Genomic DNA, 21,524 nt, shown 5'->3' with positions numbered 1-21,524 from the left:
TAGCCACACTTTTTTTTAGCTATTTATTACAGAACAATGATGCCAAGCAATATATTTGCAGCACTAGAAAAATTAGGCCTCAGCCCACAAAAACGTGCCCTCCATATTCAATTTTCTCAGCCGGCCTTAAATGCCGATGTTTTCTTGCAGCGCATCGACGGTGAACACCAGCTCAATGACGGTTTACATGCCGAACTGATCTGTCTTTCGACCAATGCCCAGATTCCGTTAAAACAGTTTATCGGCGCGCAGGTTGCCGTCGATCAGGTCACTGACCAGGGCCAGCTGTTTCGCAGCAGCGGTATTATCACCGCAGCCGCGCAAGGCCAAAGTGATGGCTCACTCACGCTCTATAAACTCACACTAGAAGATCCGACTGCACTCTGGCATAAACGCCGTAATAGCCGCGTGTTTATGAGTAAAAGCGTGCGTGAGGTCAGCGAGATTCTGTTTAAAGAATGGCAAAACAAAAGCCCGCTCTTTGCCGCCAGTCTGACGTTAGATTTAACCGGACTGACCCAGGAACTGGATGTGCGTCCTTTTATCATGCAGTCCAACGAAACCGACTATGACTTTTTGACCCGGCTCTGGCGTAGTGAAGGCATTAACTGGCTGATTGATGAAGCCCAGTTACAGGTCGTACATTCCAGCAGCCCGCTTCAGGCCCAGAAATTACGCCTGATTGATGATAACAACCAGTACAGCGCCTTAAATCGTCGCAGTATCCGCTTTCATCGCTCCAGTGCCACCGAACAATTAGACAGCATCACCCAGTTGATTGCCCAGCGCAGCCTGCAACCGACCGCCGTACATCTGCAACGCTGGCAGTCAGACAGTCTCAGCCAGGAAGAAGGCGCTGGTTCTGTACAAAGCAAACACCAGCACAGCCACAATCAGGACAATGCCAGCTTAAGCCTGGAACAAGCCTGGCAGATCAGCCCGGCCTGGATGCAGGATTTAAATGGTGAAGACCAGGCCACCGCATCCTCTAATAACCAGCTGGATAAACTGAACCAGAACCTCAGTCACTACAACGACCTGCAATCCAAATACTTTAGCGCGCATTCCACCGTCCGTGATGCCCAGGTCGGCTACTGGTTTGAACTGAATGAACATCCGGAAATTGACCAGCACAGCGCAGCCGACAAAGAATTTCTAATTACCGGCAAACAGTTCTATAACCAGAACAACTTACCCAAAGACCTCAATCAGCAGATTAACCAGCTACTCAGCCAGAGCCACTGGCATAGCCATTTTAGTTTTCAACACGAACAACACCCGGATGAACGTCAAGGCAATACCTTAACCTTACAACGCCGCAATATCCGCACCGTACCGGAATACCATCCACTACAGCACCGACCGGCGGCTCATCCACAGCGCGCCCGGGTAGTCGGTCCTGCTGGCGAAAGCATCCATGTCGATGAATGGGGAAGGATTAAAGTCCGTTTTCTGTTTACCCGCAGTGATGACCATCAGCATGATGGCGGTGCTGGCAGCAATGACAATGACACCGACTCTGCCTGGGTCGATGTACTGACGCCCTGGGCCGGAGAAGGCTATGGGGCCCGCTTCCTGCCACGGATTAATGAAATTGTGGTGATCGATTTCTTTGACGGTAACATCGATCGGCCATTTGTCGTGGGGCGTCTACATGAAGCAGAACGCTCGCCAACCCAATTCGACCAACAAGGCCAACTACCCGACACCAAAAAACTCAGCGGCATCCGCTCGCAGGAAATTGAAGGCAGTGGTTTTAACCAGCTGCGCTTTGATGATACTCCGAAGCAGATCTCTGCCCAGCTGCAAAGCAGCCATGGTGCGACTCAACTGAACCTGGGGAACTTGAGCCATCCCAAAGCCAGCGCCGAAAGTGACGGTCGTGGTGAAGGTTTTGAACTGAGAACCGATCAGTGGGGTGCAGTCCGTGCTGGAGAAGGCTTGCTGATTTCCACCCATCCACAGGCACAGGCCGAAGGCAATCATCTCGATGCCAGTGAAGCCAAGAGCCAGCTAGAAAGCAGCTTAAACAACAGTACTGCCCTAAGTGAAGTGGCCAAAAACCAGCAGACCGATCCTTTAGAGGTTTTAGAAAATCTCCAGTCTTTTATTGAAACACTGGCCAATGACGACCCTGCCAAAGCAGATGCCTTTAAGTCTGCGATCATGGTATTGGCTGCACCAAACTCTATTGCCTTAAGTAGTCAGCAAGATGTGCATCTCTCTGCCGATGGTCAGATTAGCCACAGTGCAGGAGAAAGTATTAACCTCAGCACACAACAGTCTTTGATAGCGCATGCCAGCCAGAAACTGAGCCTGTTTGCAGCACAAGAGGGGGCACGTTTGTATGCCGGTAAAGGCAAAGTCGAAATTCAGGCCCAAGGGGATGGTGCTGATCTGATTGCTAGAAAGGGTGTGCAGATTATTTCGACGGAGGCAAATGTCGACATCACCAGTGCGAAAGAAATCGTACTGACCGCAGGCGGTTCGCAATTAAAAATAAATGCTTCGGGGATTTTTCCTACGACTGGCGGTAAGTTTGAGGTTAAAGCAGGGCAGCATCAGTTTGTGAATGGAAAGAATGTATCAGCAAAATTTCCAGCTTTACCTACCTTTAAATTATTACCTAATAAAGTGGAATTAAAATACATTTATGATGACTTAAAACCTGTTGCACAAGCTCCATTTAAATTGATTTTTGCTGATGGTTCTTCTCAAGAAGGAGTACTAGATGCCGAAGGTTATGCCAAAGTCACTATTCCTAGTGATAAAACTCAACCTAAAGTCTACTATGGCTTTAGTAGTGTTGAGGCGAAACCAGATAGAGAAAAAGTTGATAATCCTTTCAAAGATCAAAAAGTGATGAGTGTTACTGAAGCAGAGCAGTTAATTGAAAAATATAATCAACAGGAACTTGATGCATTATTAGATGAATATTTCCCTGATGAAATTGAAGAGATGCTCACGTCAAATAATATCGAATACGACGATCATGTAAGCGATTATGAAGAACAATTAATACCACAACAAAATGATGTAGACGATGCAATAGCAGATGATTTAGAAGAAATTTTACTTACAGATGATTCTACTTCTAGATTAGACCTAGGAGATAAACAATGAATACTGCCGTAGCCAAGGGTTCAACGCAAGCTGTGAGAATAACAGCTAAAGGGGAAGAATCGGCGGCTCAATGGATTAAAGGTGTACTTGATGGTAGTGGCTCCAGTCCTGCTCAAATTATTGTTGCAGTTGTGATAGGTTGTATACCCTTTGTTGGTCAAGGCGTTGATGTCGGGAATGTGATTGTCTCAGTCGTTAAAATATCAGAAAAGCCAGATAATAAAGAGAATTGGTTTGATTTGGTATTTAATCTTGTTGCATTTGTTCCAATTGCTGGTGATGGATTAAAAATTGTTTTTAAACAATTGCGTTCAGGTAAAGCTATGGGAGCTATTTTGGATGCAATACCAAGCAAAACATTACGTGGTGATGTAGATAAATGGTTTAGAACCTTAAATTGGAATACATACACAAGAGAGCTGCAAACAACTAGTAATAAAATTATTGATGGTTTAATTGGCGTTTTTGATAGTTGGATGACACGAGCTGTTCTCGGAAATGCTAAGTTAAAAACATTAGTAACTCAGCTTCAGCAAATGAAGAAAGTTGCCAATCAAAAAATTGATATGGTTATGAAAGAAATGCAAGCAGCCCATAAAAAGGCACTAGCAACTCCTTATCCTAACACTACAGCTAGAGCTCCAATTACGACTCGAACACCGACAACAACCAGTAGACCAAATCAAAATCCAGCCCCACGAACTCAGCAAAATGGCAATGTATCAAGAAATACTGGAGGAAATAATGTAAGCCCAGGTCGTCAAAATACTTCAACACGACGTCAACAATTACAGCGAAAAAGAAGATCGAATCAAGAACTTGGTTCAGGTGGTGAGCACATTACGGATTATTACTATGTAAAACGCATGAAAAGTCGCTCTAAAATTAATAATAATGGTGTGCTGTACGAATATCACGATACGGGTCATAACGGGCTTGATCATGTTTGGCATAGTGCTCGACTAGCACATAAGTATCGTATTACAGACAGTAAAGCGACCAATGCATTGAGCCATCGAACACTCATGACACCAAAAGCCGCCATGATGGCATTGAAAATGGGTCTCGATGTTTATATGGCATCAGACCAAGATGATAAGGTTAAGCGTTCAGTGGGGACGACTGTGAGTGATGGTGTGCAGATGTCGCATTTATGGATTGCTAGTAAAATAGATTCAGCCAAAATAGTATCAAAACATGACAATTTATTGGATAAAATAGAAGATTGGCGACGAGTTAAATTCAAACCATCCACAGAAAGAAAACTAGGTAAAACCATCGCAATTCGATGTCCATATGATCGAAGTTTGGTCACTATTACTGGTGATAAATTCGATCATCATGAAAAATGTAAAGGCTTAAATAAACCTAAGTGTACACGGACAGTAACTGCACACGGTATTAAATTAGAATTTGTTTTACCAAACGAGATGTTGGAGAGATAAAAGAATGTCAACACGAGTAGATGATCAAGAAATAGATTGGCAAAAATGGTTGAGTTTAGAAGTAAAAGATACAAGTTTATTTAGAGATAAGTTGCTTGAGCAAGAAATGTATCACAAGAGATTTGATACGTTTGTTAATGGGTTATATACAGTTGTTGATGGATTTAGCCATTATAAAAATGATTCTAAATTTGGTGGATATATAGCATCTGGTCATCAAAGATTGAAAGATGCTCTGAACTTGATATCTTTACAATATTCAGCAGGCGGGGATTTAAATTTTATAAAAGAACTTTATCCATATCTTCTTCATTGGACAGAAGAATATGCTGAAACGAGTCATCTTTATAATTTAAGCCCTGATGCAGGTGGCCGTTATGTCTGGCATATCTCCTTAGGAACAGAAGATTATTGGTATATTGCTTTACGATTGATATGCTTTGGTTTACTGACAGGTTATGCAGATCAAATGAATCGGATTATGCCGATTATCGACTACACAGAAGCAACGCCTGAAGGACAAGAAAAAGATGGCTTAATTGAGCGATTGATTGCACCATTTGTAACAGATCGAGGTACACCACCAAATGAAGCACGTCGTCATTTACCTTATCGTAAGCTCATTAAACTTTTTGATGCTGCACCTGAAAAACGTCCAGCGATGATGTTGCAGTACTTAGAAGATTGGTATGAAGCCAGTCGTCGTGAACCTTATCATGATCAACATCCACAACCTGATATTAGATCAGGTATCAGTTATTTTGGTTATTGGTCATGGGAAGCGGCAGCTGTTACATGGTTGTTAGATATTGATGATACAAATTATCGAGAGCATCAATTTTATCCGAAAGATTTAGTTGATTTTTCTAAAGCACAATCAGAAAAAGTACAAACACAAGATTCAGTAGAAAAAATTAAAATCAAAGGTGGGGATAAATGTCCAAAAACAGGTTATTGGACGACTCCATCCCAACCAAATGAACGTCAATATTTTGATAGAGGTGACATTTTACCAATGCTTTCAGAACAAGACTGGGGTGAAGTATATTGGTATTTTGATGGTGAAGAATAAAACTATATCGCTCAAGGGGAAACTTTCGTATTTATCGAAGTTTAATAAAAAAACTTTAGCGAGGGTTTTAAAAGACATTACATATTCGAATAGCTCATATGGTAATCCCCCCTAAAAATAAAAGGATCTAAAAGTAGAATTTTCTCTTAAGATACGAGCAGGAGATTCTGCATGAAAACATCTAAATTTACTAACAGCCAGATCATGTCCATTTTAAAACAGGCGGAGTCTGGCACACCTGTAGCCACCCTTTGTCGTGAACATGGCATGAGTAAGTAAGCGTCCGCTGAACCCCATGCCTATTTTTTAATTTGAGTTGGATTTCCAGCGATGTGGCAGTAATTCTTCTATTTGGGTCGCTTTATGCGTCGGCAGCCTTTTCAGCGCATCACTTAAATAGGCATACGGATCCAAGCCATTCAGCTTTGCTGACTGGATTAAAGTCATGATATTCGCCGCTCGCTGGCCGCTGCGCAGCGAGCCAGCAAACAGCCAGTTCTTGCGCCCTAAGGCCCAAGGTCGCATTTGATTCTCTACCCAATTGTTGCATATCGGTAGATTGCCATCATCCAGATAACGGCTTAAGGCTGGCCAACGCTTCAGAGTGTAATTGATAGCCTTGGCGGTAGGAGAACTCGATGGCACTGTCAGATGATGTTGGTTGAGCCATTCATATAGTTGTTGCATCACTGGTTGACTATACTGTTGTCGGTATTCGCGGCGGTCTTCCGCTGTACCATCGGTCTTTTTCCTGAGTTCTGCTTCTATCGCATACAGTTTCTGAATCAGCACTAATGCCTGTTCAGCGACCTGACTTTTCCCAGTTACATGCAGTTCATGGAATTTACGACGTGCATGGGCCATGCAGCCCACCTCAATGACCTGGCCTGATTTAAAGCGTGCTTTATAACCACTGTAATCATCACAGACTAGATAACCCTGCCAGCCTTTCAAGAACTCTGCAGCATGCTGGCCTGAACGACTATCCTGAAAGTCATAGATCACCGCCTGAACTGGATTGTACTGTGTAGTGGCATAGGCCCAGACATAACCTTTCTTCGGTTTTTTATCATTCTCACCCATCCGCATGATGGTGACCGGTGTTTCATCTGCATGCAGCACCTGCTGTTGTAGTACCACCTCTTTTAAGGCATTGGCCAGAGGTTCCAGTTCTACACCGCAGCGACCTATCCAGTCAGATAAAGTTGATCTAGAAAGTTCGATTCCCGCCCGCTGATAGATCAGACGTTGACGGTACAGCGGCAAATGATCGGCATATTTCGATACCAAAACATGGCTGAGCAGTTCAGGTGAAGCAATGCCTTTATCAATCACATAGGCGGGCATCGCTTGCTGAGTCAGAGTGTCACACTGATCACAGACCCATTTACCACGCACATGCTGTTCCTTATAGAACTGTGCCGGTCTGAAATGCAGTTTTTCACTGACATCTTCGCCGATACGACGGAGTTGGCAGCCACAAGCACATTGGGTTGATGCAGGTTCATGCTCAATACGGATGGTGTGTAGATGATCTGGCAGTGGTCGACGTTTAGGTTTATTGGTTTTGGCTTTCTGTGTCACTGCATCGGTTTTATCTGCATTTAGCCGTTCCAGTTCTAGATCAACCGCGGCAATATCTTCTTCAACCGCTTCATCCCACAGGTGGATTTGTTTTGCAGTGAGATGTTCGTTTTTACTGCCGAATTTGTGCTGTTTAAATAGTGCGAGTTCATGCTCGTATTTTTGATTGAGAATAGAAAGATGTTGAACTTTAGAATCTAATTGCTGATTGGTGACTTCAAGATGTTGAACTCTGGCATCTAATTGCTGGTTTGATTGTGCTAGAGACTGATGCTGCAGTGCCAACTGTCTGGTGAATTCCAGCAGTTGTTCATGGGTCAGTTGGCTTAAGTCAGGCAGCGTATTCATGACCGCAGTATGCCTGAGGTCATGAGAAGAATGAAATAGAACGTTTGGAGAATAGCAGAATGGAACAGCCTGGTTTAAAGCATCGTCACCACCTGCTGTCGTCCAATGCGCTGCCAGGGCAAACCTTGGATCAGTGCCTGTAACTGTTCCGGGCTGAGGGCCACGGTTTCACCTTGGTGAACTTGAGCCCAGTGAAATTTGCCCTGTTCCAGCCGCCGGGCACACAGCCAGATGCCCAGTCCATCATGTACCAACACTTTCATGCGATGGCCACGTTTATTACAGAACAGGTAAGCACAATGCGGTTTAATGTAGCCAAAGGCTCTCACCACCTGAGCCATGACAGTATCCATTCCTGCTCGCATATCCATGGGCTGGGTAGAGAGCCAGATCTCATCAATGCGGATCATGTTGCAAGTGCCTTGAGTAATTCTGCTAAAGCAGATATTTCTGATACTTGCCATTTCAAGCCAATTTCTGCTTTTGAGTGGGGTAAAGTAATTTTAACTTTTAACATGTCAGTAGGAGTAGGATCTAATGGTGCAGAGCAAGATAAGGCAATAAATGCAGGTTTATTCGGTAGTGGTGAGCGATCATTCCCTGGCTTAGCATCAATTAAGCGAATCCATTTGGATACAAGATTTGTATTCAATCCATGTTGCAAAGCGACTGAAGCAATTGAAACGTCCGGTGCTTTACAAGCCTGAACGATCTGCTGTTTAAATTCAGCACTGTATGTTCTTCGTTTTTTCGCAAGAGATGCGATGGATGTCTGATTATTTGTAGTCATAAATTTAAGTCCCCACTTGTTTCTAAGTGGGGACTAAATTAAGGCTTATAGGATGAATTCAGAAGGTGTGTTCAGCGGACGCTTACATGAGTAATGCCACGTTTTATAAATGGCGTGCCAAATATGGCGGTATGGATACCTCATTGATGGCTCGACTGAAAGAGCTGGAAGCAGAAAATACCAGACTAAAAAAATGTATGCTGAAGAGCGATTAAAGGCAGAGATTGTTCAGGAAGCAATGTCAAAAAAGTGGTGAAGCCATCTTGCCGACGTCAGATGGCTCAACAAGCCTTTGCCCTGCATGCGGTTAGTATCCGTTTAGCTTGCTCTGCATTTGGCATTAGTGAAACCTGCTACCGTTATCAGGCTAAACTTTGCGATGACAATGCATTAATTGCTAAACAGCTCATTGAACTCACTGAGGAAAATTCCGATTGGGGATTTGGTCTGTGCTTCTCATATTTACGACATGTTGAGAATCACTGCTGGAATCACAAGCGGGTTTACCGCATTTACTGTGAGTTGGCACTAAATCTGCGTATTAAACCGAGAAGAAGACTAAAACGGCACGCGCCTGAACCATTGAAAGAACCAATCCGAGAAAATCAGGTCTGGTCATTAGATTTTATGCATGATCAGCTGATCGATGGTCGAAAGTTCCGATTATTAAATGTGATTGATGACTACCGTCGAGAAGGCTTAGCGATTGAAGCAGGATTCTCATTACCTACAATCCGAGTTATTCGTACGTTGAATCAGTTGCTGGAGTGGCGAGAAAAGCCGTTAGTTATTCGGTGTGACAATGGCCCGGAGTTTATCAGTCATGAATTTGTACGCTGGGCAACTGAACAAGGTATTCGTATTGAATATATTCAACCAGGTAAGCCACAGCAGAATGCGTATATTGAACGTTATAATCGGACTATACGTTATAGCTGGCTAAGCAAGCATCTATTTGACACACTGGAAGAAGTACAAGATTATGCAACGAGTTGGCTGTGGCATTACAACTATGAAAGACCACACCAAGCAAACAAAGGAAAGCCACCTCTCATGGCTGCTTAACCTCTACTTTTAACTTCGGTTATTTATGGGAGGATTACCATCTGAGACAATTCAAGCTGAAAGTTTAAAAGGTTTTGCTGGTCAGACTTGTCAACGGACAGGTAATTGGTGGAGTCCTGAAAATCAATTGCAATCCCGTTATTTTGAACAGGGAGAGGTATTTCCGAAGATTGAGAATAATAGTTGGGGAGAAACGATTTGGTATTTAGAAGGGCTTTGTTGCACAAAGATTTCATAACTATATGATTTTAAAGGTTTTGATTATTTTTTGATCCAAAATTAAATTTATTTAAATCAGATGCTTACATATTTATGCAACAAAGCCATTTTTCGTTAACATGGAGATGCTACGTCAAAGGATCAAAGTAAAGCTTAAACTCAAGGGAATACAAGAGGTAGAAGAGGAAATTAATATAATGAGTACATCACAACTCTATTTAAGTAAACAAGAAATAGAAGAGTTAGTTCAGGATATTCCTCTTGATACGTCAATAATTTACGGCGAAGAAAAAAAAGAGTTCGGAGTCTGTCCTTATATTTCATTTTATATTGATCAAAAAAAAATAAATCCTCAAGCTTTTTTAGAGAAAGTGATTGATATATATAATGAATTTGAAAATGAAATAATTGATAAACTATTTAATTTAAGATTTCGATGCGATACAGAAGTTTGGAAAAATGCAAGCTCATGGATAAGAAGTCGTGACGAAATGTTAACGGAAATGACAACGGTTTATAAAAAACATTTTATTTACTATGTTGGTGCAACATCTGCAGAATCTCCTAATCAAAGTGCACGTTGGGCCTTAGGCGCTAAAATTAGAGACTCAAATGAACGTTATTCTAGTATTAAATTAACCTTTGGTGATAAATGGTATAGATCTAATCCAGTTAGGTGGCATCATTTTGTTAAGCAGTGTCTAGAAAAGCTTAACCCAATTCAAGCCTATAGTGGCTATGAAATAGGAAATACAGGGCAATTTGCATTTGTATCTCCAGAGTTTGAAACAGTTGAGCGGACTTTTACGGATTATTTTTACGGGCTCGATATAGATCATCCTGGGATGGAGTTTTCACATGAAAATATGTTTATTGCGGAAGATCGTGATGGGTTAGGTGGTGGTATTCGTACGCCAACCTGGTGCTTTTTACTTTCTCCCTATTGGCTAGAGAAACTAGGTCTGAGTGAAGAACAAATTCGTGAAAAGCTGAATGATCCACGTATTGAAATAACTAAAATAGAGGATTCAGAAAATCCTAATCTATATAGTCTATGGATCCGTTTGGGCGAGCTCTCACTTTATCCAGTTGAAGAAGGTGTCCCTGATCTATTGGTGTTGGCAAATGAGCTAATTAAACCGATACGTTGTGATAACTTAAAACTTACGACCTTAGATGCATGGTCAGATGATCCAAACCCACGTTTTGATGCAGTAAGTGCGAAACAATGGATTGCTCGATTTGATAAAGACAGTACATGGCCTGAATTAAAACGAGTGGAAGTCGAAGCTCAAGAACCAGAAAGAATAGATATTGTACTCGCTGGAGAACCCTGCCCACACGCAGGTTACTGGTATACATTTGCCAAAGAAAACTCACGCCAATATTTTAAACAGGGAGATATTTTCCCTGATTTTGAAAGTGATTGGGGAGATGTGTATTGGCAGTTTGATGGGGAAGAATAAACTCAGTCATGAACGGCTTACTATAACTTTAGTATATATTTTTACTTAAATAACAAAAATAGCTATAATTATTGAGTTGGATTTATCTAAGAAAGAAAAAATAAACCCGCTTACGCGGGTTTATTTTGATCTCAATCGAGATTACATATTTGGATAGTTTGGACCACCACCACCTTCCGGTGTTACCCAGGTGATGTTCTGTGATGGATCTTTAATGTCACAGGTCTTGCAGTGTACGCAGTTGGCTGCGTTAATCTGGAAGCGCTTGGAACCATCATCATTTTCCATAATTTCATACACACCCGCAGGGCAGTAGCGCTGTGCCGGCTCATCCCATTTAGGCAAGTTCACATCGACTGGAATCGACGCATTGGTTAGTTTCAGGTGCGCTGGCTGGTTTTCTTCATGTACGGTATTGGATACAAACACCGAAGACAAACGGTCAAAGGTCAGCTTACCATCCGGTTTTGGATAGTTGGGTTTAAAGCTCACAGCATCTACGGTTTTCAGTGCACTGAAGTCAGGTACCAAGTCATGCAGGGTAAATGGTACTTTAAAGATATTCTGGTCGATGAAGTTAAACGCACCACCAAACCATTGACCAAACTTATGCATTGCCGGGCCAAAGTTACGCGCGTTGTAAAGCTCTTCTTTCAGCCAGCTGTTGTTGAACTTCTCGGTGTAAGACGTTAATTCTTTTACAAAGAAATCTTCACCTTCAGTCACGCGGGCAATGGCCAGATCACCACCTTTTTCGACACCGGCAGCAATCGCTTCAAAGACTGCTTCACCACAGAGCATGCCGGATTTCATTGCGGTATGAGAGCCTTTGATTTTGGCAAAGTTCAGGAAGCCCGCATCATCACCAATTAAAGAACCACCCGGGAAAGTGAATTTCGGCAGCGAGTTAAAGCCACCTTTGGTTACGGCACGCGCACCATAAGAAATACGTTTACCGCCTTCCAGATACTGTTTAATCAGAGGATGAGTCTTCCAGCGCTGCATTTCCATAAATGGATACATGTGCGGGTTTTCATAAGACAGATCGACAATCATCCCCAGCGTGACCTGGTTATTTTCCGCGTGGTAGAGCCACCAGCCGCCTGAAGAACCGGTTTCAGACAATGGCCAGCCGGCACCGTGCATCACCAGACCTGGTTTATGTTTGGCCGGATCAATTTCCCACAGCTCTTTAATGCCGATACCGTAGTGTTGAGGGTCGGCATCTTTGTCCAGATTAAATTTTTGGATCAGGCGTTTGCCTAAGTGACCACGACAGCCTTCAGCAAACAGGGTGTATTTGGCATGCAGTTCATAACCTGGGGCAAAGTTGTGGGTCGGTTCACCATCTTTACCAATGCCCATATCACCGGTTTGAATACCTTTTACGGTGCCATCTTCATGGTACAGGATTTCAGACGCCGCAAAGCCCGGGAAAATCGACACTTCCAGCTCTTCGGCTTTCTGGCCTAACCAGCGCACCACGTTACCAAGCGAAATGACATAGTTGCCATCGTTGTGCATGGTTTTTGGCACCATCCAGTGTGGTGCTTCTTTCGAAGTGGTTTCAGACAGCAGGAAGAAAGTTTTGTCTTCTGTCACCGGTACATTTAAAGGTGCACCTTCTTCTTTCCAGTTCGGGAACAGCTCATTGATGGCACGTGGTTCCAGCACCGCACCTGACAAGATGTGCGCACCGACTTCGGAGCCTTTTTCTACGACACAAACGGACAGATCATTCAGGTTATTTTCAATTGCAAGTTGACGGATTTTAATCGCCGCAGACAGACCCGCAGGGCCAGCACCTACGATAACTACGTCAAACTCCATCGATTCACGTTCGATGTGTTCCATGTAGGACTCCTCATAATACTAGAAGGTGGCAACCGTCATCTCAGAATCCGGTGCTGCCATGAGTGTTCTTAGTTCCTAGACACAAATTTGCTATCGTGTCTTTTATATTGTGGGCTAGTATAGTTTTAAACCTTGGTCTAGCCAATTGGCTGAATCATATTATTTTTCCGTCAGCAGGGTATTCAATGATGAACAATGAGCACAATGAACCAAATCCGACGAAAAAAGTAGCATTTTCTGATGATAAAAATTTAATGGGCATTGCACAATACTTAAAAGATGCACAGCCCGGTCACAAAAGGTCAATTCCCCCTTTGGAGCACTGGCATCCAAAGCATTGTGGCAAAATGGATTTAACGGTAAAAGCCAATGGAGAATGGTGGCACGAAGGTCAATTGGTGAAGCGCCAGTCATTAATTGAGCTGTTTTCTACCGTACTCTGGAAAGAAGGTCACACGTTCTATTTAAAAACCCCGGTCGAGCAGATTGAAATTGAGGTGGAAGATGAGCCTTTATTTGTCAATCAGGTAGATCAAGTTGATATTGAAGGCAAGACCTATCTGCAACTGACCACTACTACCCAGGACCTGGTGATTGTCGATGAGCAGCATCCGATCTTTATGCGTGAATATGAAGGGGAGTTGCGTCCCTATGTACATGTGCGTTTTGGTCTGAATGCCCTGATCCAGCGTGCGGCTTTTTTTCATCTGATCGAGCTGGGCAGCTTGCAGGAAAATGCCGAAGGCGATGCAATTTTAAGCCTGAAAAGTGGTGATTTGCTATTGCAATTAGGCACCTGAGGTTTAAGCTTGAGCCATCCTATTTCAAACTGCTCATTCCGCCGCCATGACTGCCATTCATCCCCTTGCTCCTTTGTTGCATCCTATGACCAGAGCGCAGGCGGATGCGCCAATCGGGATTTTTGATTCAGGCATTGGCGGCTTGTCGGTGGGGCTAGAAATTGCCCAGCATTTGCCCAATGAACAGATTGTTTATTATGCCGACACGGCGCATGTGCCTTATGGTCCGCGTGATGATCAGGAGATTCGCGAACTGACCGCTCAGGCTATCGAGTGGCTGTATCGGCAGGGCTGTAAAATTGCAGTGGTGGCCTGCAATACTGCTTCGGCTTTTAGTCTGGATTATCTGCGTGCGCATTATGGGGAAGATTTCCCGATTGTTGGTTTGGTCCCAGCCTTAAAACCGGCGGTACTGCAGAGCAAAACCAAAACCGTGGCTGTGCTGGCGACACCGGCGACCTTTCGTGGCCAGCTAATTAAAGACGTGATTCAGCGTTTTGCCTTGCCGGCCGAGGTCAAAGTGATTCCTTTAACCTCGCTTGAGCTGGTGCCTTTTGTGGAAAGCGGAGCACAAATGAGCGCGGCCTGTTTAAGCACTTTAAGCGAACTGTTACAGCCGGTGGTGGATGCTGGCGCAGATCATCTGGTGCTGGGGTGTACCCATTATCCCTTCTTAAAAACTGCGATTCAGTCTATTTTTGGTCAGAAATTGACATTAATTGACTCAGGAACTGCCGTTGCGCGTCAAACTTCCCGCATTTTAACGAAAAATGAGTTATTATTTGAACAGAGCCGAGCCGATCAGGTGCAGATTCATTGTTATGTCAGCGGTCAAAATGCTGAACATTTACAACCGATTGTCGGGCGTCTGATGCCTGAGCAGATCCGCTGGAAAATTTCCAATCTGCCTCGCTAAGCCAGGCTCCATAAAGAAAGCAACATGATTGCTTCAGCATGACTTATTTTTTTGATTGGGGAACAATACTGATGCCCATTGGGCGCTTCAGCTATTGAGGGAAGGAAGGAGAGCCAATGCTCGATAAACGCTATCAGGTATTTATCTCTACGTCCGGTTCAGAGATGCAGCCGGAACGCATGGTATTGACACAGACCTTGGTGGGAATGGGCTTCTTTTCCTGGGGCTTGGAGCAGCGTACGCCATTGAGTACGGCATTTGCTCGTCGTCAGATTGATGACTGCGACTATGTGGTGCTGTTACTGGGCAGCCAGTATGGCGAGCAGTCGGTATCGGGTGTGGGCTATATGCATCTGGAATATATTTACGCGGTCACCAAGCAGAAACCGATGATTGTGTTTATGCACGAAGATCCGGATTCACGTGATGCCAGCTTGCAGGATGCCAAACCTGAACTGCGGGAAAAATTTAAAGAATTCCGTCGCCTGTTGCAGCAGGAAGTTGATCAGGTGTTTTGCTATCGCAGCTTGCGTGATCTGGAGCTGGCGGTACGTTTCAATATGCCGCAAATGCTGGAGCGTTATCCGGTGGTGGGCTGGGTGCGTCCGCAAAATACCCAGGCCCTGCATGATGAAATCGAGCAGCTACAGGCCAAAGTGGCCCAGTTAAAAAATGAACTTGGCAAGACCGAAGCCGATCCATTCTTAAGCCTGCCCAAAGTATCCATGCATGAAGCTTTCCAGTTTGAATACCGGATGCATGCCTATCAGGATGGTAATTTTAAAGAACTGAAAGTACAAAAACAGCTGACCTGGGCGCAGCTGTTCAGTATTTTAGGCTCGACCTTTATTCATCCGACCCCGGAAGAATATTTTTCCAAACGCATGAATGAATATTTAAATGATACCGGTCTGACTGATGCGCGGCGTGAAATGCCGCGTGCGCATGCGGTGGCACGGGCGCAAATCAATATTCGTGCCCTGCATACCATTAAAATGCAGATGCGCCAGAATGACTGGATTGTGCAGGCCGGCCGGGATGAACGCCAGCGTATGCTATGGCAGACTACAGCCAAAGGGCAGAAGTTGCTGGACAGTAACCTGCTTGATAATGATCGTGTTTTTCAATATAAATCGACGCATTAATTCATTTAGTAACAGACGGGAAAGCTGTTAAAGTAAACGCGTTCCCTGATGATTCCTGAGAGCCTAATGTCTGTTGTTGCGAAACCGAAAATCACCATTATTCTGGCCAATTTGGGCACACCGGATGCACCGACTGTGCCTGCGGTACGACGTTTTCTGAAACAGTTCCTGTCTGATCAGCGGGTGATTGAAATTCCCAAACTGCTGTGGCAAATCATTTTAAGGCTGTTTATTTTACCGTTTCGTCCCAAACGCGTGGCACATGCCTATGCAATGGTCTGGAATCAGGATTCGCCCATGCGCGAAATTTTGCAGGCGCAAGTTGATGCCGTCAGACAGACCTTAACTCCGCTCTACCCGGAATTTGAGCTGAATATTGTGCCAGCCATGACCTATGGCAACCCGGGCATCGACGCTTTGCTGGCAAAGCTGGCCCAGCAGCCGCAAGATCATCTCCTTGTCCTGCCGTTATTCCCACAATATTCCGCAACCTCCACCGCACCACTGTATGATGCTATAGCCAAATGGATTCCGCAGCAGCGCAATTTGCCGGGGCTGAGCATTATCCGTGATTATTATCAGCATCCTTTGTATATTCAGGCTTTGGCGCAGAGTGTGCGTGAATTTCAGGCCGAGCATGGTCCGGCGGAAAAACTGCTGATGTCGTTTCACGGTATTCCACAGCCCTATGCCGATAAAGGCGACCCGTATGCCGAGCGCAGTCGCACAACCGCTCAACTGGTGGCGCAGGCGCTGGGTTTAAATGAGGATCAATGGGCGATCAGCTTCCAGTCACGTTTTGGCAAGCAGGAATGGGTCAAGCCCTATACCGATGTGCTGCTCGAAGAATGGGGCAAGCAGGGAGTCAAATCGGTCCAGATCATGAGTCCGGCATTTTCTGCCGACTGTCTGGAAACGCTGGAAGAACTGGCGATACAAAATGCCGAGATCTTTCAGCAGGCGGGCGGGGAACACTATGCCTATATTCCGGCACTCAACCAGCGGGATGATCATTTACAATTGCTGAATGCCTTGCTTCAGGCTAATCTGGATGCGCTGAAACAGACTTTTGCCCATTTTCAACAGGACGCTTAACCCATGTTACAAGTCAAAATTGTGCCGGTCACGGCATTTGCCCAAAACTGTTCCATCGTCTGGGATGCAGAAAGCAAAGACGCCATTTTGATTGATGCGGGCGGTGAACCGGACAAGCTGCAGGCAGAAGTCGAAGCACTGGGCTTAACTGTGAAAGCCTTATGGTTAACTCATGGCCATCTGGATCATGCCGGTGCTGTCGGTGCCTTAAAAAAACGCTGGAATGTGCCGGTCATTGGCCCGCATAAGGAAGATGCGTTCTGGCTGGACATGATTCAGGAAGTATCGGCGCGTTATGGTTTCCCGATTCCTGAAAAGGTCGAGGTGGATCAGTGGCTGGAAGGCGGTGAGCAGCTGCAGCTCGGCAATGAACAGTTTGAAGTGCGTTTTGCACCGGGACATACCCCAGGTCATGTGATGTTCTATAATGCCAATTACGGTTTGCTCTGGACCGGTGATGTGCTGTTTAAAGGCTCGATTGGCCGGACAGATTTCCCGCGTGGGAATCATCAGCAATTACTGGATTCAATCCAGCGTGAATGTTTTAGCCTGCCCGATGAAACCCAGTTTATTTCAGGGCATGGTCCGATCAGTACCATTGGTTTTGAAAAACAGCACAATCCTTTTGTGGCGGGGCAGGCCGGCTAATCTGCAAATATCACCCTAACCAAAGTCAGCACAGTGCTGACTTTTTTATAACGCCGTTTTGATTGCCGTTTATTTGCGAAACGGGTCATTCAGCTGTTTTTTCGCTTCCATTCCCACCAGCCAGGCCATCAAGGCAAATAATACCGCCACCCCAATCAGCAGCGTATCCTGACTATATAAACCGACCGCCAGCATTAAGATTGCGGCAAGCAGAAAGGCGAAAAAAAGAATTTTCAGGAGCGTGGGCATACAGGGCTCGATAATTAGAATCTCGAGGCCATTTAAAAAAGAACCGAATGCGAATAGGGTAACGTTTTGCAGTAAAATTTTTAAGTGTGTGTCCTGTTTGCGCAAAGAAGTTTTAAATGTGTAGGATTTTTATTACACCTTTCCAGTAAAAGCAGCTTTTTGTAAAACCGCGTAACTCGTTTTAGTCTTCCGGATTATCCACCGAGGGAGCATCCTGAGTCGGCAGGCGATATTCATCACTGGCCCAGGCGCCCAAATCAATCAGCTTGCAACGCTCGGAACAGAAAGGGCGAAATTCATTGCCTTCCCAGATAGAAGGTTCACCACAACGTGGGCAAGGGAATGTACGTGGCATGCGGGTCTCCTGATAAAATCCCGGATTAGATTAGGCAAAAACAGCTGCACTTGGTAGACTTGTGCGGTTTTTTATAAGTTTGATCTGATTATGCCCATTCGTCAATTTCAAGCCCAGCGTATGCATGCTCCGCGTGACTTTCAAGCCATTGCCAATACTCCTGTCTGTATCGAAATTGGTGCAGGCAAAGGCAAGCACGCGCTGTTGTTCAGTGGGCAACATCCTGAGCAAACCCTGTATGCGATTGAGCGCACCCGGGAAAAGTTTCTGGCCATGCAAAAGCAGCATGGATTAGAACCGCATGCCAATCTGCAGCCAGTCCATGCCGATGCCTTACCGTGGATTGTACATGCGCTATATCCAGCGCAAGTCGAGCAGTGCTTTATTTTATATCCGAATCCGGAGCCGCATAATCCGGCCCAGCGCTGGCTGAACATGCCATTTTTTGAGTTTTTGCTGTCACGTTTGCAACCGAATGGACAGATTACCCTGGCCAGTAATATCCCTGAATATATTGCCGAAGCTGAACAGCAATTATTGGCGCTATGGAAACTACCGTTTGAGAAACAGCGGATTGCCGCCGATTCTGCCCGGACCCATTTTGAAATTAAATATTTGCAGCGCGGTGAATTGTGCCAGCAACTGATTATTCGCAAACCGGAAGGGTATCGCACCCGTTTTGATGATTTTCAGCCGCTTCAGGGCCAGTCGCCAGCGCAGGCAGTGGAAGAATAAGCATGTCCAAGCGGATTGCCATTATCGGGGCAGGCCCGGCCGGCTTGATGGCGGCTGAGGTGCTCAGCCAGTATGGCTATAGCCTGCATGTCTATGAGCAGAAGCCTTCGGCAGCACGCAAGTTTTTAATGGCCGGCAAAACCGGGTTAAATATTTCCCATGCCGAAGCGGTGCCGCAGTTTATTCAGCGTTATGATCAGGCCGACTGGCTGGCGCCGTGGATTCAGCGCTGGGATGCTGGCTGGATTCAGGACTGGATGGCAGGCTTGGGCATTCGCTCTTATGTCGGTTCATCCGGGCGGATATTTCCGGTGGAGATGAAAGCTGCACCGCTATTACGGGCCTGGTTAAAACGACTGGCGGATAATGGGGTGCAGTTTCATTACCGCCAGCAGGTCAAAGGCCTTGAGCAGCAACAGCTGCAGATTCTGGACTTAAAACATGGGCAACTGCGTAGTGAAGCATTTGATGCGATTGTGCTGGCCTGCGGTGCGCTGTCGTGGTCGCAATTGGGCAGTGATGGCGCCTGGCAGGACTGGCTCCGTCCAGAGCAGATTGAACCATTTCAGGCCAGCAATGCCGGGGTGGAGTATCCGTGGTCCAGCTTTATGCAGCCAGTGTTTGGTCAGCCTTTAAAACGGGTTGAGACCTGGGTGGAACCGCATACGCGCAGTGTCGGCGATATTGTCCTGACCCATTATGGACTGGAAGGCGGCCTGATTTATAAGCAGGGCCGGGCCTTACGTGCACAGCTGAAACAGCAGCAGCGCATGGTGCTGTTTCTGGATTTACTGCCCGAGCAGTCCCAGGCGCAGCTGGCCAAAAAATTACACCCCAGTAAAAAGCAGTCACTTAGCAATGTCTGGCGTAAAGCCGGTTTAGATGCAGCCAAAAGCAGTCTGCTGCGTGAACTGGTCGATAAAAGCTTATGGCATCAGCCGGAGGCGCTGGCGGCACAGGTGAAACAGCTGCGGATTGAATTAACGGGTTTTCGCCCGATTGAAGAAGCGATTAGCTGTGCCGGCGGAATCAAGCGCAGTGCCTTCAGCCCGCAGTTACAGCTGAAGGATCATCCGGCGGTATTTTGCTGCGGTGAAATGCTGGACTGGGATGCACCCACCGGCGGCTATTTGCTCACGGCCTGTTTTGCCACCGGACGGGCAGCTGGGGAAGGTGTACATGCCTATCTCGCTACAGGGCAGTAAAACTCACCGGCATTCTCCCTGTAAAGATCAGGGCTATTTAGGCCCTGAAATGATAGATGTTATTTATTGGTCGAGCTGTGGATACTGGTCGCGCCAGTGTTCTAATTGCTCTTGGGCATGAATAAATTTCCCCAGACCTTTAACGCTGTCTGGTGCACTCTCCGATGCAGCTGAAGCTGGTTGCTGGGCATGCAGCTGGGCCTGATGATCCCAATATTCATACATCAGACCCTGAATATAGCGGCCCTGTTCGGTCTTTAAATCCAGCGCTTTCAGCATATTCAGTGCCGACTGGATATTGTCACCTTGCCGGCTTCGTGCAAAGCCATCATTCAGCGTGCCTTGCTGCTGCATTTGCATCAGTTCAACTTCCATGTCTTCACTCATCTGGCCAAAGCGCTGTTCATAGTCGGTTAGTAGCTGCAGGTCATGCAAGTCCTGCTCGGTTTTTGGGAAAGTGCGTACCGGCTCACTTTTCAGTTCCTGCAGCACCTGATCTTCGGCGCTTAATTCCTGCTTCGGTTCTGGTGATGGATTGCGCTCGCAGGCACTCAGCAGCAGTGCACTGCCAAGCAGACAGGCCAGAGATAAAGGTTTGATCAGATTGGACATGACAGGTTCATCCTTATTGTTCTGTAATTTTTGTAAAGCTATACACATGGGTGAGGTAGGGAAAGTCAATTTGTTGCTGCGGCTGTTTGCCTGTATATTGCAGCACCATCTGCTCGAACTGCTGTTTCAGCTGCTGTTGCTGATGTTCAGGCAGCGCGGCAATAAAACTGGTAGAAAGCAGGCGTTTTGACACCACCTGTTCAACTGTACCGCTTTGCCATTGCTGAAAAGTAGCTTCTGCGTTAGCGTTAAAGCCGGTTGCAGCCGAAAAGACCTGTCGCCATTGGCCGCTATGAAAACGCGGGGTATCACCTTCCAGCGGTGCTATATGCTCGGCCAGTGCCTTGACCCAGTCGATGCTGGTGTCACGCTGATTCCAGATCAGCAATAGCTGACCACCCGGTTTCAGCACCCGGTAAATTTCGTTCAGGGTTTCAAGATTGGCAAACCAGTGAAAGGACTGCGCGCAGCAGACGGCATCGACACTGGCATCAGGCAGTGGCAGGGCATGACTATAGGCTTGAATGCTTTGCACATCAGGATAGTGTTGCTGCAGTTGTGCCAGCATTTCGGCCACCGGCTCAACAGCAATCACATGCGGGCTAAGCTGTTGCAGAATCGGCAGGAATATACCGGTACCGGCACCCAGGTCGACACAGACCGGTGCAGCATCAGATTTAAGCTGGTTTTTTAACCATGCAACCAGCGCTTGTGGATAACTTGGTCGGACCTGTTGATAAAGTTCGGCGGCTGTGGAAAAGCCTTGTTCTGCTGCAGGATGGAGGAATTGTGTCATAT

19 protein-coding genes and 3 pseudogenes are annotated in these 21,524 nt (G+C 45.8%); 14 read left to right on the top strand and 8 right to left on the bottom strand.

From position 1 onward, the window contains the following. The first annotated feature begins 36 nt into the window (after positions 1-36). From P253_RS11915 to P253_RS15555, 4 genes and pseudogenes are all read left to right on the top strand, one after another. Positions 37-3,123 carry a type VI secretion system Vgr family protein gene (locus P253_RS11915; protein ID WP_016659633.1) on the top strand — a complete coding sequence of 1,029 codons (3,087 nt, stop codon included), beginning with the start codon at positions 37-39 and terminating at the stop codon, positions 3,121-3,123. Then, complete coding sequence (locus P253_RS11910; RefSeq protein WP_016659632.1) at positions 3,120-4,568, top strand: hypothetical protein; 1,449 nt, start codon at positions 3,120-3,122, stop codon at positions 4,566-4,568. The genes P253_RS11915 and P253_RS11910 overlap by 4 nt, the downstream gene beginning before the upstream one ends. Before the next feature lie 4 nt (positions 4,569-4,572). Further along, entirely contained in the window at positions 4,573-5,640 is a 1,068-nt protein-coding gene (locus P253_RS11905; RefSeq protein ID WP_023274424.1) for a PoNe immunity protein domain-containing protein, read from the top strand. 171 nt (positions 5,641-5,811) lie between these two features. Further along, positions 5,812-5,913: pseudogene (locus P253_RS15555) on the top strand (transposase); the annotation flags it as partial. Positions 5,914-5,946: 33 nt separating this feature from the next. Here the strand turns inward: P253_RS15555 and tnpC are convergent. From tnpC to tnpA, 3 genes are all read right to left on the bottom strand, one after another. Next, positions 5,947-7,572, bottom strand: a complete 1,626-nt coding sequence (gene tnpC / locus P253_RS11900; protein ID WP_016659044.1) for an IS66 family transposase — start codon at positions 7,570-7,572, stop codon at positions 5,947-5,949. 74 nt (positions 7,573-7,646) lie between these two features. Beyond that, complete coding sequence (gene tnpB, locus P253_RS11895; protein ID WP_016659045.1) at positions 7,647-7,982, bottom strand: IS66 family insertion sequence element accessory protein TnpB; 336 nt, start codon at positions 7,980-7,982, stop codon at positions 7,647-7,649. Beyond that, on the bottom strand, positions 7,979-8,362 hold the full coding sequence (gene tnpA, locus P253_RS11890; protein ID WP_016659046.1) for an IS66-like element accessory protein TnpA: 384 nt from the start codon (positions 8,360-8,362) through the stop codon (positions 7,979-7,981). Before tnpA ends, tnpB begins: the two co-directional genes overlap by 4 nt. Positions 8,363-8,448: 86 nt before the next feature. On the opposite strand from tnpA, the pseudogene P253_RS11880 reads away from it, so the two are divergent. From P253_RS11880 to P253_RS11875, 3 genes and pseudogenes are all read left to right on the top strand, one after another. Beyond that, a pseudogene (locus tag P253_RS11880) lies at positions 8,449-9,427 on the top strand (IS3 family transposase); the annotation flags it as partial. A 31-nt stretch (positions 9,428-9,458) separates the two neighbouring features. Continuing rightward, positions 9,459-9,665, top strand: a pseudogene (locus P253_RS16015) (hypothetical protein); the annotation flags it as partial. 178 nt (positions 9,666-9,843) lie between these two features. Continuing rightward, positions 9,844-11,112 carry a type VI immunity family protein gene (locus P253_RS11875; protein WP_016659625.1) on the top strand — a complete coding sequence of 423 codons (1,269 nt, stop codon included), beginning with the start codon at positions 9,844-9,846 and terminating at the stop codon, positions 11,110-11,112. A gap of 141 nt (positions 11,113-11,253) precedes the next feature. Here the strand turns inward: P253_RS11875 and P253_RS11870 are convergent, their stop codons facing one another. Beyond that, entirely contained in the window at positions 11,254-12,966 is a 1,713-nt protein-coding gene (locus tag P253_RS11870) for an electron transfer flavoprotein-ubiquinone oxidoreductase (RefSeq protein WP_016659624.1), read from the bottom strand. A gap of 188 nt (positions 12,967-13,154) precedes the next feature. Between P253_RS11870 and P253_RS11865 the strand changes: the two genes are divergently transcribed. From P253_RS11865 to P253_RS11845, 5 genes are all read left to right on the top strand, one after another. Beyond that, positions 13,155-13,766: a DUF1285 domain-containing protein gene (locus tag P253_RS11865; RefSeq protein ID WP_035363548.1), complete on the top strand. Its 612-nt coding sequence runs from the start codon at positions 13,155-13,157 to the stop codon at positions 13,764-13,766. Positions 13,767-13,812: 46 nt separating this feature from the next. Further along, positions 13,813-14,682 carry a glutamate racemase gene (gene murI / locus P253_RS11860; protein ID WP_016659622.1) on the top strand — a complete coding sequence of 290 codons (870 nt, stop codon included), beginning with the start codon at positions 13,813-13,815 and terminating at the stop codon, positions 14,680-14,682. Positions 14,683-14,798: 116 nt separating this feature from the next. Further along, complete coding sequence (locus P253_RS11855) at positions 14,799-15,827, top strand: DUF4062 domain-containing protein (RefSeq protein ID WP_016659621.1); 1,029 nt, start codon at positions 14,799-14,801, stop codon at positions 15,825-15,827. 66 nt (positions 15,828-15,893) lie between these two features. Beyond that, positions 15,894-16,922 carry a ferrochelatase gene (hemH, locus tag P253_RS11850; protein ID WP_016659620.1) on the top strand — a complete coding sequence of 343 codons (1,029 nt, stop codon included), beginning with the start codon at positions 15,894-15,896 and terminating at the stop codon, positions 16,920-16,922. 3 nt (positions 16,923-16,925) lie between these two features. Further along, positions 16,926-17,570 (top strand): MBL fold metallo-hydrolase, encoded by a 645-nt coding sequence (locus P253_RS11845; protein ID WP_016659619.1) that lies wholly within the window; start codon positions 16,926-16,928, stop codon positions 17,568-17,570. A gap of 69 nt (positions 17,571-17,639) precedes the next feature. On the opposite strand, the gene P253_RS11840 is transcribed toward P253_RS11845, so the two are convergent. Both P253_RS11840 and P253_RS11835 read right to left on the bottom strand, forming a co-directional pair. Next, a complete protein-coding gene (locus tag P253_RS11840) occupies positions 17,640-17,819 on the bottom strand; it encodes a hypothetical protein (protein WP_005181916.1) in 180 nt (59 codons plus the stop codon). Between the two features lie 181 nt (positions 17,820-18,000). Then, entirely contained in the window at positions 18,001-18,174 is a 174-nt protein-coding gene (locus tag P253_RS11835) for a DNA gyrase inhibitor YacG (RefSeq protein WP_016659618.1), read from the bottom strand. An 84-nt stretch (positions 18,175-18,258) separates the two neighbouring features. On the opposite strand from P253_RS11835, the gene P253_RS11830 reads away from it, so the two are divergent. Beyond that, a complete protein-coding gene (locus P253_RS11830) occupies positions 18,259-18,909 on the top strand; it encodes a class I SAM-dependent methyltransferase (RefSeq protein WP_171066723.1) in 651 nt (216 codons plus the stop codon). A gap of 2 nt (positions 18,910-18,911) precedes the next feature. Beyond that, entirely contained in the window at positions 18,912-20,114 is a 1,203-nt protein-coding gene (locus P253_RS11825; RefSeq protein WP_016659616.1) for a TIGR03862 family flavoprotein, read from the top strand. 63 nt (positions 20,115-20,177) lie between these two features. On the opposite strand, the gene P253_RS11820 is transcribed toward P253_RS11825, so the two are convergent. Both P253_RS11820 and P253_RS11815 read right to left on the bottom strand, forming a co-directional pair. Continuing rightward, on the bottom strand, positions 20,178-20,726 hold the full coding sequence (locus tag P253_RS11820) for a hypothetical protein (protein ID WP_016659615.1): 549 nt from the start codon (positions 20,724-20,726) through the stop codon (positions 20,178-20,180). A 13-nt stretch (positions 20,727-20,739) separates the two neighbouring features. Then, complete coding sequence (locus tag P253_RS11815; RefSeq protein WP_035363498.1) at positions 20,740-21,522, bottom strand: class I SAM-dependent methyltransferase; 783 nt, start codon at positions 21,520-21,522, stop codon at positions 20,740-20,742. Positions 21,523-21,524 lie beyond the last annotated feature (2 nt).

The sequence above is a fragment of the Acinetobacter indicus CIP 110367 genome (assembly GCF_000488255.1).
Taxonomy (GTDB): Bacteria; Pseudomonadota; Gammaproteobacteria; order Pseudomonadales; family Moraxellaceae; genus Acinetobacter; species Acinetobacter indicus.
The sequence above is the reverse complement of the archived record's forward strand: the minus strand, read 5'-3'. Positions and strand labels throughout refer to the sequence as shown.

Excerpts from the sequence above, each read along its gene's own strand:
- P253_RS11875 (WP_016659625.1), top strand. The coding sequence starts at position 9,844 with ATGAGTACATCACAACTCTATTTAAGTAAACAAGAAATAGAAGAGTTA.
- tnpC (WP_016659044.1), bottom strand. The coding sequence starts at position 7,572 with ATGAATACGCTGCCTGACTTAAGCCAACTGACCCATGAACAACTGCTG.
- murI (WP_016659622.1), top strand. The coding sequence starts at position 13,813 with ATGACTGCCATTCATCCCCTTGCTCCTTTGTTGCATCCTATGACCAGA.
- P253_RS11835 (WP_016659618.1), bottom strand. The coding sequence starts at position 18,174 with ATGCCACGTACATTCCCTTGCCCACGTTGTGGTGAACCTTCTATCTGG.
- P253_RS11845 (WP_016659619.1), top strand. The coding sequence starts at position 16,926 with ATGTTACAAGTCAAAATTGTGCCGGTCACGGCATTTGCCCAAAACTGT.
- P253_RS11915 (WP_016659633.1), top strand. The coding sequence starts at position 37 with ATGATGCCAAGCAATATATTTGCAGCACTAGAAAAATTAGGCCTCAGC.
- P253_RS11865 (WP_035363548.1), top strand. The coding sequence starts at position 13,155 with ATGAACAATGAGCACAATGAACCAAATCCGACGAAAAAAGTAGCATTT.
- tnpB (WP_016659045.1), bottom strand. The coding sequence starts at position 7,982 with ATGATCCGCATTGATGAGATCTGGCTCTCTACCCAGCCCATGGATATG.
- P253_RS11840 (WP_005181916.1), bottom strand. The coding sequence starts at position 17,819 with ATGCCCACGCTCCTGAAAATTCTTTTTTTCGCCTTTCTGCTTGCCGCA.
- P253_RS11870 (WP_016659624.1), bottom strand. The coding sequence starts at position 12,966 with ATGGAACACATCGAACGTGAATCGATGGAGTTTGACGTAGTTATCGTA.
- P253_RS11855 (WP_016659621.1), top strand. The coding sequence starts at position 14,799 with ATGCTCGATAAACGCTATCAGGTATTTATCTCTACGTCCGGTTCAGAG.
- P253_RS11825 (WP_016659616.1), top strand. The coding sequence starts at position 18,912 with ATGTCCAAGCGGATTGCCATTATCGGGGCAGGCCCGGCCGGCTTGATG.
- P253_RS11910 (WP_016659632.1), top strand. The coding sequence starts at position 3,120 with ATGAATACTGCCGTAGCCAAGGGTTCAACGCAAGCTGTGAGAATAACA.
- hemH (WP_016659620.1), top strand. The coding sequence starts at position 15,894 with ATGTCTGTTGTTGCGAAACCGAAAATCACCATTATTCTGGCCAATTTG.
- P253_RS11905 (WP_023274424.1), top strand. The coding sequence starts at position 4,573 with ATGTCAACACGAGTAGATGATCAAGAAATAGATTGGCAAAAATGGTTG.
- tnpA (WP_016659046.1), bottom strand. The coding sequence starts at position 8,362 with ATGACTACAAATAATCAGACATCCATCGCATCTCTTGCGAAAAAACGA.
- P253_RS11820 (WP_016659615.1), bottom strand. The coding sequence starts at position 20,726 with ATGTCCAATCTGATCAAACCTTTATCTCTGGCCTGTCTGCTTGGCAGT.
- P253_RS11815 (WP_035363498.1), bottom strand. The coding sequence starts at position 21,522 with ATGACACAATTCCTCCATCCTGCAGCAGAACAAGGCTTTTCCACAGCC.